At 62.5% G+C, this 10,049-nt stretch carries 12 protein-coding genes, 1 tRNA gene and 1 pseudogene; 4 read left to right on the top strand and 10 right to left on the bottom strand.

Going from position 1 to position 10,049, the window contains the following annotated elements; translation table 11 throughout:
• Positions 1–63 precede the first annotated feature (63 nt).
• Positions 64–837: pseudogene (locus DXT59_RS07810) on the top strand (ABC transporter permease); the annotation flags it as partial.
• A gap of 21 nt (positions 838–858) precedes the next feature.
• Here the strand turns inward: DXT59_RS07810 and DXT59_RS07805 are convergent.
• The 7 genes from DXT59_RS07805 to DXT59_RS07775 all read right to left on the bottom strand — a co-directional run bounded on the left by DXT59_RS07805 (position 859) and on the right by DXT59_RS07775 (position 5,102).
• Positions 859–1,281 carry a hypothetical protein gene (locus tag DXT59_RS07805; RefSeq protein WP_116136341.1) on the bottom strand — a complete coding sequence of 141 codons (423 nt, stop codon included), beginning with the start codon at positions 1,279–1,281 and terminating at the stop codon, positions 859–861.
• 237 nt (positions 1,282–1,518) lie between these two features.
• On the bottom strand, positions 1,519–2,256 hold the full coding sequence (locus tag DXT59_RS07800) for an HIRAN domain-containing protein (RefSeq protein ID WP_116136340.1): 738 nt from the start codon (positions 2,254–2,256) through the stop codon (positions 1,519–1,521).
• 2 nt (positions 2,257–2,258) lie between these two features.
• On the bottom strand, positions 2,259–3,218 hold the full coding sequence (locus tag DXT59_RS07795) for a HipA domain-containing protein (RefSeq protein ID WP_116136339.1): 960 nt from the start codon (positions 3,216–3,218) through the stop codon (positions 2,259–2,261).
• A gap of 139 nt (positions 3,219–3,357) precedes the next feature.
• Positions 3,358–3,433: transfer RNA gene (locus DXT59_RS07790), tRNA-His, on the bottom strand.
• Between the two features lie 80 nt (positions 3,434–3,513).
• Positions 3,514–4,512: a tRNA dihydrouridine(20/20a) synthase DusA gene (dusA, locus tag DXT59_RS07785; protein ID WP_116136338.1), complete on the bottom strand. Its 999-nt coding sequence runs from the start codon at positions 4,510–4,512 to the stop codon at positions 3,514–3,516.
• Positions 4,513–4,604: 92 nt separating this feature from the next.
• A complete protein-coding gene (locus DXT59_RS07780; protein WP_338065157.1) occupies positions 4,605–4,796 on the bottom strand; it encodes a hypothetical protein in 192 nt (63 codons plus the stop codon).
• Positions 4,797–4,904: 108 nt separating this feature from the next.
• Positions 4,905–5,102, bottom strand: coding sequence for a hypothetical protein (locus DXT59_RS07775; protein ID WP_116136336.1), 198 nt, complete (start codon positions 5,100–5,102; stop codon positions 4,905–4,907).
• A gap of 276 nt (positions 5,103–5,378) precedes the next feature.
• Here DXT59_RS07775 and DXT59_RS30500 point away from each other — a divergent pair, with 276 nt between their 5' ends.
• Together DXT59_RS30500 and DXT59_RS07770 are read left to right on the top strand one after the other, a co-directional pair.
• Positions 5,379–6,344, top strand: a complete 966-nt coding sequence (locus tag DXT59_RS30500; RefSeq protein ID WP_162877987.1) for a PRC-barrel domain-containing protein — start codon at positions 5,379–5,381, stop codon at positions 6,342–6,344.
• Positions 6,345–6,355: 11 nt separating this feature from the next.
• Positions 6,356–7,618, top strand: coding sequence for an MFS transporter (locus DXT59_RS07770; protein ID WP_116136392.1), 1,263 nt, complete (start codon positions 6,356–6,358; stop codon positions 7,616–7,618).
• Positions 7,619–7,675: 57 nt separating this feature from the next.
• On the opposite strand, the gene DXT59_RS07765 is transcribed toward DXT59_RS07770, so the two are convergent.
• Both DXT59_RS07765 and DXT59_RS07760 read right to left on the bottom strand, forming a co-directional pair.
• The gene (locus DXT59_RS07765) at positions 7,676–7,936 is read right to left on the bottom strand and encodes a hypothetical protein (protein WP_116136335.1); all 261 of its coding nucleotides are present in this window, start codon (positions 7,934–7,936) and stop codon (positions 7,676–7,678) included.
• Between the two features lie 76 nt (positions 7,937–8,012).
• Positions 8,013–8,210 (bottom strand): HAD family hydrolase, encoded by a 198-nt coding sequence (locus DXT59_RS07760; protein WP_116136334.1) that lies wholly within the window; start codon positions 8,208–8,210, stop codon positions 8,013–8,015.
• A 195-nt stretch (positions 8,211–8,405) separates the two neighbouring features.
• Between DXT59_RS07760 and DXT59_RS07755 the strand changes: the two genes are divergently transcribed.
• Complete coding sequence (locus tag DXT59_RS07755; RefSeq protein WP_116136391.1) at positions 8,406–8,834, top strand: hypothetical protein; 429 nt, start codon at positions 8,406–8,408, stop codon at positions 8,832–8,834.
• 22 nt (positions 8,835–8,856) lie between these two features.
• On the opposite strand, the gene DXT59_RS07750 is transcribed toward DXT59_RS07755, so the two are convergent.
• Complete coding sequence (locus DXT59_RS07750; RefSeq protein WP_116136333.1) at positions 8,857–10,008, bottom strand: enoyl-CoA hydratase/isomerase family protein; 1,152 nt, start codon at positions 10,006–10,008, stop codon at positions 8,857–8,859.
• Positions 10,009–10,049 lie beyond the last annotated feature (41 nt).

The raw sequence follows: 10,049 nt of genomic DNA, 5'->3' as shown, positions 1-10,049 counted from the left end.
CCCTCCTACCACTCGCGCGCACCGGCACGCAGCAGCGACAAACAAGCGAAGCCGAACCGCTGGCGGCTAGCGCTGCCGGCCAACGCGACGAACTGGACCGCCGTGTGGCGCCGCAACTATCTCGTCTGGCGCAAGCTGGCCGCGGCTTCGATGATCGGCAACTTGGCCGACCCGATGATCTATCTGTTCGGGCTCGGTCTTGGACTCGGCTTGATGGTCGGTCATGTGGACGGCGTCTCTTATATTGCCTTCCTAGCGGCCGGAACCGTCGGCTCGAGCGTAATGATGTCGGCCACGTTCGAGGCGATGTATTCGGGGTTTTCTCGCATGCATGTGCAGCGCACTTGGGAGGCGATCATGCACACGCCGCTCACCCTGGGCGATGTCGTCGTCGGCGAAATCGTTTGGGCGGCAAGCAAGGCGGTGCTCTCGGGCGCGGCGATCATGCTGGTCGCCGGCGTACTCGGCTATGCGCAATTTCCGTCCATGCTCGTTGCGCTGCCCGTCGTGGCGCTGACGGGACTCGCGTTCGCCAGCCTCGCGATGATCATGACGGCGCTCGCGCCTTCGTACGATTTCTTTATGTTCTATCAGACGCTCGTGCTCACGCCGATGCTGCTGCTTTCGGGCGTATTTTTTCCGCTATCGCAGTTGCCCTCCGGCGTGCGTCATGCCGCCATGGCGTTGCCGCTCGCTCACGCGGTGGAACTGATACGCGCCGCGATGCTGGGGCGCCCGTTGGACGGCGCAGCCCTGCATCTATGCATACTTGCCGCCTATGCGATTGCGCCGTTCTTCGTGTGCGCCATGCTGTTTAGGCGGAGGTTGATGCGGTAAGACGCCCAGGGCCAGGGTGCCTTACTCTTCGTCGTCGCTCCACGGCACCTCGACATCGGTGATGTACGCGACCATGGCAAACGGACGGGCCTCGTGCCGCCCGACCTTGCCGTCGGCGCGTTGCCATTCGAGACGAAAAACGACCGATGGCTTTTCCGCCAGCAGCCATACCGTGCGCAGTTCGTCCGGGTCGGCCTCGGCGACGGGACCGTCCAGCGAAATCAACAGCTTCTGCGGCCAGAGGCCGTCGTGCGGATCGTAGATGCGCTCGCCGTCGGGAATCGACGTGAATGCTTCCACGCCGATCGTGGCGCACGCATCGACGACCATCTTGCCGAGGGCCTGCAACACCGCGGTGGCGCGCACGGAATTCGCCTGCCGGATGGCGAGGTCGCCGCGCGTCAATGCTTGCTCGAGTTTGGGATCGGTCTTTTGGTTGCCCATGATCGTATAGTGGCTCGCTCGTTTGTCGGTTGTTCGCGCCGGCGCCCCGTGGCAGCCGTCCAATGGACGAATCGTACCATCTGCGATGAGCCGCTCCGCGGCTTATCGGCTTGTTGCCGTGGGCCCGACCGCAATTAGGAGGCCGACGGCAGGATTATCGCTATGCGCTGGCACGCCGAGGAGCGCGTGGCGTGCAAGAGGTCCGATCGTGGCGGCCAACAACGTGAAGGCAATTCATTAAATGGAAGCAAGAGGCGCAAAGTCATCGCTATCGACAAAGGGCACAAAGTCTTCCGGCCAATCCGCTTGCAAACTGCAAAGCAACCGCATTGACAATGGCGCCCTCCTGTTTACTCGTTTGACAGTGACATAGACTCGAGACGGATCACGACGCAAAAGTGTGCAAAGGGTCTTCGTGTAGTATTTAGGACAATACCCAACCAAATACGAGGGATCACTCGTCCGCAGCGATAGTGCGAATGGATCGAAGCCATTCTGAATATCGTGCATGAGAAAAAGACGGGCACCAGCGACAAGCTCGTCAGCCGCGTTTAAATTAGGTTCAGCAACATGCCTAAGCCCGCGAGCGAAGAAATCGACTTTGAATTTGTTATCAGCCGTTCTTGCGGGCGCCGCGAACAGTTCGATCGGGTCGGTTCCTCGGAGTCCACCGGTTACCGCCAGAATTGGCAAAGGATCGGAGATGCTCTCTTCCGGCAACCCTGTCCATCGAAAATAATCAGCAAACTCAGGCCGCGAGCGCGTCAATACTCGATTATTAAACAAAGGGAACAGTTCAGTAGAGTAATAGGCTTTATCTAGGGCGACCATCCGCCCAAATGGGCGAAAGCCCGAAGCGCGCTTGGCGCCCTTTGTGTAGACAAAGCGAAAAACGTCATCCTGCCGGTCGAGTCGTGCAACCGGGATCCACTCCCGCGATTCCGGCTGCTGCCAAGCCAAATATAGCGCTTCCATGCTTACGATGCCTCACGCAACGCCAGCAAGCGCTGGCGATTTAATTTAAGATACTCGACCACAAATTCGCGTCGAATTTCGCTGACGAATTCATCCGGCAGCATATGTACCATTTCATTAATTCGCTCATGGGTGATAGATTCAAGTCGTCGTAACCATGCATCACCTGCGGATGGCAATTGACGCCGCGCAAAAGCAAATGCATCAAGAGTAAAAAGAGCTTTCGGTTTTCCCGTAGCTCCATGCGGGTAAAGTGCTGATCGCGCGCGCCCCACATAAGCCGAAATATGACGCCCTCTGTCCCGGGTTTCGAGCATTTCACGGCAGGATTCGTCCGTCTCGTTTCGCGCAAGGCTTGAGCCATGATCGAAGCTCGGCGCGAGCCGCAGAATCATTTGCGGCTCGCCGCCCAGCCCATGAAGCTCTACGACCACGCCCCAATTTTGGTCGTGACGGTCCTGATTGCCGATCCACGCATCGAGCATCAAGTATCCGACGAATACGTCGGCCGCAGTCGTCACCCCAGGGAATGCCAGGAAGCCGTCTGGAGGCTGAAGCGGCCAATCGTCGCTCCCTACGGCGGCCATCAGCATCGAGAGCACAAGCGTAATCGTATGTGCTCGAGACTGATAGAACCGAGCATCCCGCGCTTGCTTGTACTCTTTCGTAACCGCCAAGACCTCATTGCCGTGAACCAAACGGCCTCGACGCGGAACGAAATTAGGAGTACTGACACCGAGGTCGTCACCACAGCGCGCCAATTCGTAGTATGCGTGAGGAACCCCGAGCACTGCCGCGAGTTCGCAAGCGAACTTTTCGGCCCAGTTTTCGCCCGTATTTTCTCTGCCTCGCTTGAACAGGCACCGCCCCATCTGAGGATCACGATACCAAAACTTTGCCTTGGTACCGAGTTGCTCGTACATCTCAGCCGTGTCGATATCTACTTCGATGACGGGGAACATGTGCACCTTGTCGTAGCATTAGCCTCGTCGCATAGCTTAATGCTCTCCCCAAAGCTTGAGAGAGCATCCTCCGAAAATTCGGATTCGTGCGCCAAAACAAAACAGCGCCGTGTCAGGGCGCTGTTTTTGCAGGAAATTTTGGGGTGGCTGATGGGACTCGAACCCACGACGACAGGAATCACAATCCTGGACTCTACCAACTGAGCTACAGCCACCACTGTTACTTCTTACGCTTCGCCACCTCGGCAACGAAGAAGCGAGATTATACGAATAGAATTGCTGCTTGCATAGCCCCTCAGTCGATAATTTCCGAAGGCTCGCGAAGATGGCTGCGCGCCTCGTCGAAAATCGACAGATCCCCGGACGCGAGCCGCTTGTTATCCGAAAGCACGCGCCGCCAACCTCGCGCGCCGGCCACGCCGCGATAGAGCCCGAGCGCATGGCGCGTAATCGCCCCGAGAAAAGTGCCGCGCTCGAGTTCCGCAGCACAGTAATCGATGAGCCCCGCCTCCACTTGCTCGCGGCTCTTGGCGTCGCCGCCGCCGTAGAACCGCGCGTCCACGCCGGCCAGCACGTAGGGATTGTGATAGGCCTCGCGTCCGAGCATCACCCCATCCACATGCTCCAGGTGCGACTGCACTTCGTCGAGCGTCTTGATCCCGCCGTTGATGACGATCTCCAGCGACGGAAAGTCGCGCTTCAGACGATACGCATACTCGTACTTCAGCGGCGGAATCTCGCGGTTTTCTTTCGGCGAGAGGCCCTTAAGGATCGCGTTGCGCGCATGGACGATAAAGACCTCGCACCCGGCGTCGGCCACCGTGCCGACGAAATCGCGCACGAAGGCATAGTCCTCGACGGCGTCCACGCCGATACGATGCTTGACGGTGACGGGCACGGAGACGGCGTCGCGCATGGCCCGCACGCAATCGGCAACGAGCATCGGCTCGTTCATCAAACAGGCACCGAACGCGCCGCGCTGCACCCGCTCGGACGGACATCCGCAATTCAGATTGATCTCGTCGTAGCCCCACTGCTCGCCGAGCTTGGCGGCGCGCGCGAGATCGGCCGGCTCGCTGCCGCCCAACTGCAGGGCGACAGGCGCCTCTTCCGCGGTAAAAGCGAGATGCCGAGCCACGTCGCCGAACAGCAATGCCCCCGTCGTCACCATTTCCGTGTAGAGCCACGTATGGTGCGAGATGAGCCGATGAAAATAACGGCAGTGACGATCGGTCCAGTCCATCATCGGCGCGACGGATACGCGGCGGGGACTGATTGGGGGGCGTGGCGACATGGCGGATAAGGCAAACGGCGAGCCCGTAATTTTACCTCACCCGCTAAAAGTGGACGCGCAAGCCGATGCCGGAAGGTCAGCCAGCGGCTCTATTATTCTTGTGCGAGGTCAATATCCGCGCCGATTTCCCGCATCCGCTCGAGTACACGCGCGAGTTCCTCGTCAGATAGGGCAAGCCGAGCAGCGCCGAAAAATAGAATCTGCGGCGACATCTGGCGCGACTCGGACCTGCTCGTATATTTGCGCCATTGTTGACCGCCGGCCACTCCAAAAAGCTCAGCCATTTCGTTACCTGTCTTTCCGAGCGAATGCTTTAAGCGCTCAAAGTCATCAGCGGACGGGGACGAATATCGCATATAGCAAAAACCCGCCTTTCGGCGGGCCTTGTGTGTTTAGTGGAAGAGCTTCGCGAACCCCGCCGCCGCGCCAATAAAGGCAACGGCCCAGAATGCCGGATACCATCGTGCCTCACGGTTCAGCTTCGCCGTTTCGGCTTGCAGCTTTGCTGCTTCGTCGCTGAGCTTTCGTGTCTCGGCCATCAACTTACCGATTTCTGCCTCGGTGCGAAGGATGTCCACGGTTCTTTCCATTTTCAGCGTCCGTTCGGGATCGGGCGCCCGCAGAATGCGCCACCTCTAATAGCAGATATTAGCACCACCGGAGCTAACTACAAGCGCGGTCCCAAACGCACCGCGCCACTGTGAAGCGGCGCTACGACAGCGGCACGCCATTACCCCATCGAGTAAAACGAACGGCGAGCCCGTAATTTTACCTCACCCGCTAGAATGTAGGCCGCGTGAACGCGGCGAGGCCTGCGACTATGCCGCCTTGCCGGCCCGCCGCCAGACATATAGGAGCTTCGGTCAATGAGCGACGGATCGTCCCGTCAGCGCCTCGCCGCGCGCGTCTTTCTCGTGCTTGTGCTAGCGATGCTGGCCGGGTGCAGTACATGGTTTGGACCGCCGCCCCTGACGCCGGCGCAAGACCCCGACCTCAATGCGATGCCCCTGGAGCAGGAGGCGCTGGAACCCGCATCCGAGCCGCAAGCGTCCGCGCCGGCGGCGGCCTCGGCGCCGCGCGAAGCCCCGGAACGCAAGCGCGTGGCGCCCAGGCCCGTCTATCATCCGCCGCGCCGGCCTCAGAGCGCGCCGCCGCCTCCGCCCGCCAAGCCCGCCGCGCCGCCGCCGCTGATCGCCACCCGCGCGCTCGCCGACGGCGACACCCACGGTCTGCTCGACGCACGCGTGCAACGCCCCGACGGCAAAGTCATCGGGCGCGCCATCGACATGCTCGTCGATACGGCCGGCAAACCGCGGGAGATGCTGGTCCGATTGGCCGGCTTCATGGGCATCGGCGACCGTAAAATGCGCTTTCCTTGGAGCGATTTTCGCTTCGATCCGAAACAGCGCACGGTCCCCATCACGCTGTCGATCGGCCCGAACGAGGCGCCCGCGGCCGCCTCGTCCAAGGCCAAGGAAAACGGATCGGGGGCGGGTGCGAACGATGCGCGTTTGCTCGGCATCATCGACGCCACCGCCGAACGCGCTAACGGCGAGCGCGTGGGTCGCGTCGTCGATGTCCTGCTCGACAGTCATGGAGAACCGCAAGCGGCCGTGGTCGACGTCGGCAGTCTGATTCACGAACGGCGCAGCATCGCGGCCGATTGGTCGGCATTGCGGTTCGTCCAAAAGGAGGATGGCTTGGACCTGCAAACCGATCTGACCGATGCGCAGGTCAACGCCGCGCCGCCCTATACGCCCAATCAGCCCGTGCGCACCGTCGCGCCGGCTGCGGCAGACACGGCGGCCTCGGCCGGCCATCCCACCAAGTAACGAACGCGCAGATGGCCATTTCACGAAGTCTTCGCGCGCTCGACTGGCTGAATTTCTTTCTGGCGAACGTCCAGACGGGGTTCGGTCCGTTCATCGCCGCTTACCTGACCGCCAACAAGTGGACCCAAGGCGAGATCGGCATCGCCTTGAGCGTAGGCACGGCAACGGCAATGCTCAGCCAAGTGCCGGCCGGCGCGCTCATCGACGCACTGCGCAATAAAAAGGCCGCCGGGGCCGCCGCGATCCTGGCGATCGCGGCGTGCGCGCTGCTGCTCGCCGCCAGCCCCACCTTGTTGCCTGTCCTCGCTGCCGAACTCTTTCACGGGTTCGCGAGTTGCATGCTGACGCCGGCGATCGCCGCAATCTCGTTCGCACTCGTGGGTCGCCACGCCCTGGGAGACCGGCTCGGCAGGAACGCGCGTTTCGCCTCGATCGGCAGCGCGTTCGCCGCGGCGGCGATGGGCGCATTCGGCGAATACTCGTCGGCACGCGCGGTATTCTGGCTGACCGCCGCGCTGACGGTCCCTGCGCTCATCGCGCTATCGATGATCGAGGACACGGGACGAGCCGCATTCTCGCCGCCGCCCGAACCGAGTTCGCCCGACGCCGAAAAAACGCCCCCGCCGGACTCGCGCCAGCATCGGGAAAGCATCGGTTCGCTACTGCGCGACCGTCGCGTGCTGATCTTCGCCGCTTGCATCGCGCTGTTCCATCTGTCGAATGCCGCCATGCTCAATCTGGCTGCCGGCGAAGTGACGGCCCGTATGACCGATAACGTCCAACTCGTCATTGCGGCCTGCATCATCGTGCCGCAGATGGTCGTCGCGGCCATGTCGCCTTGGGTCGGGCGATCGGCCGAACGCTGGGGGCGGCGCCCGCTTCTCGTCTTCGGATTCGCGGCGCTGCCCGTGCGCGCGCTACTGTTCGCGGGCGTCTCGAGCCCCTATCTGCTGGTGCCGGTGCAATTGCTCGACGGCATCAGCGCGGCTGTCTTCGGCGTCATGCTGCCGCTGATCGCAGCCGACGTCGCCGGCGGCAAGGGGCATTACAACCTATGTATCGGCTTATTCGGCTTGACGGCCGGTATCGGCGCGACGCTGAGCACGTTAGCCGCCGGCTTCATTTCCGACCGGTTCGGCAATACGGTCAGTTTCATGGCCCTAGCCGCGGCCGGCGCCCTCGCGGTGCTGCTCGTGTGGGCCACCCTGCCTGAAACGCGCGACGCGGGCGAGACCGGCTCGGCCAAGCGCGCGAGCGAACCGTCGATCACCTGACGAGACTTCGATCGGGCGCGCGGGCGTCGGCCGCCCGCGTGCCGGAGTCGATGCCGGTTACGGCTCGCGCGGCCATGCGCACATCAACTCGGCATCCACCGCCGCCCGCGCCGCGCCGAGCGCATGCTGTGCGGCGCGCTGCTCCGTCGGCCATGTATCGTCGACCGAAAGCAAACGCCAATCGAGTGCGATCTCGCTGTCGCGCAAGACGCGGTAATGCGACTTCAAGCCCGTCGCGACCTGCTCGACGGCAACTTCGAGCGTAAATCCGCGATAACGCTCGACGTAGTCGCCCATATCGATACCGTTCGGTTCCATCGCTACCCTCCGATACGGTCTTCGCGTCGCCGCGTCGGGCCCAGAGTCGGCACCGGTACGGTTCGACGCTCGCCGCCTAATCGCAATCCCCGGACAAATATTTGCGGCCGTCGCAAGTAATCTCGATCACGCCGCTCCCGTTTTCGCCGGCGAGACCCGCACCGAGCAACTCGGCCGCGATCGACGTGGAGACCAGCGGCGGCGCCTGACCGACGCCGACTTCATCCAAGCGACGCAACGCCTCGACCGCTTCCGGACTCAAGGATTTGGACATGGCCCGCTCCTCATCTCATGCCATCGCTCTTTCAGAGTAGCATTTTCTGAGCGTTGCACAGCCGGCATGCCGCAAGCGCCCGGCGCAAGCGCGGGGCCCGCCTATAATGTCGCTCGTTTCGATTTTCGCGAAGCCGCGAATCCGCATGGGCCGCGCGCCGCGCCGCCCGCATCCAAGACATTCGCCCCGCACTACATGCAAAAATTCATTCTGCCTTTCGTTTCGGGATTCCTCGCGGCGCTGTTTTTTCGCGAAGCCACGCTCGGATTGCTGCATGCGGCGGGCTTGATTTCGGCCACGGGTTTTTCCACCGATCCCTTCGCGCCGCTCGGCATCCCCGAATTCATCGCCAACGCGCTTTGGAGCGCCGCCTGGGCCGTCCTAATGGCGTGGTTGCTGCGCGTCGGACCCGAAGGCACGGCGCCTTGGCTGCCGGCGTTCGTATTTGGCGGCATCGTCCTGACGGCCGCGCGCGTCTTCGCGCTCGACCCCGCACGCGGCATCTGGCCGAGCGGCAACATGCTCCCGCGACTCGCCGTGGGCTTCGCGGCCAATGCGGTATGGGGATGGGGGGCGCTCGTATTCATGCGCGCCTTCATGCGTCCGCTGCAAGACGAATCTTGACCGGCGCCGTCTACCGCCGGAGCTACCCCACCAGATGGCGCAGCGGATGCGCTTCGGGCGGCCAAGAACTGACGAACATGTGCTCGACTTCGGCGCGCGTGACGTCTTCCGCTCGGGCGATACGCCATACGGGACGGTCGTCCTTGTCGACGATACGGGCGCGCACGCCCTCGATGACGTCGCCGTGATCGAACATCGAACGCGTCAAATCGAGATCGCGCCGCAGGCAATCGGACATCGTCCCTTCCGCGCGCGTGACCACCTCGAGCGCGACCGCCATCGACAACGGCGAGCGCGCTCGCATCACCTGAATCATGTCTTGCGCCCACTCGCGCCCGCCGGGCTCGGTCTCCGACGCCAGCGAACCGAGGATGGACTGAACGTCGGGCTGGCTAAAGTGCCGATCGATCCACCCGCGCGCCGCGGCAAGCGATAAGCCGTCCGCATGCTCCCCCTGCCTGAGCTGCGCCACCGGCGCGTTCGGGCTTGCGAAACCCTCCACGCAGGCGAGCACATCCCGCGCGTCGGAGAACGCTGTTCGACTGAGCGCATCTAGGAGCGCCGCGATCACCGAACTGTCCAGGTACGCATCGGCCAATCCGGCATACAGCGCATCGACTGCGCCGATCGTCGCACCCGTCACGGCCAAATAGCGGCCGATCGCTCCAGGCGTGCGCGCGAGGAACCAACCGGAACCCACGTCGGGGAAAAAGCCGATGCGCGTCTCGGGCATCGCCATCTTCGTCGTCTCGCTGACGATCCGCATCCCGCCGGTACGATGAGCACCCTGCGAAATGCCCATGCCACCGCCCATGACGACGCCTTCCATCAGCGCGATATACGGCTTGGCGTAAGTAAAGATGGCGTGATCGAGCGCGTATTCCTCGGTGAAGAACGCGTCGCGCGCCGCTACGTCGCCCCGGCGCCCGGCCTCGTAAAAGAAGCGGACGTCGCCGCCCGCGCAAAACGCGCGCGGATGCAAGCTGTGCGCAACGACCGCAAGCACCTCGGGGTCCTCGCGCCACGCATCCAACGCGGCGTGAATCGTGCGGATCATCGGAAGCGAAAGAGCATTGAGCGCCTGCGGCCGATTCAGCTCAATGAACCCGATGCGGTTTTCGACTCGGGTCACGACGTCGTCGCGCGAAGCGGCAATCGATTCTGACTTGGACATGGGCGGCATGCGAAAAAGTCGAGAAACGATGAAGGTAGCAT

This window comes from Trinickia diaoshuihuensis (genome assembly GCF_003390925.1).
GTDB classification, from domain to species: Bacteria; Pseudomonadota; Gammaproteobacteria; order Burkholderiales; family Burkholderiaceae; genus Trinickia; species Trinickia diaoshuihuensis.
Note: the sequence above shows the minus strand (reverse complement) of the source record. Positions and strands in the feature narration are given on the sequence as shown.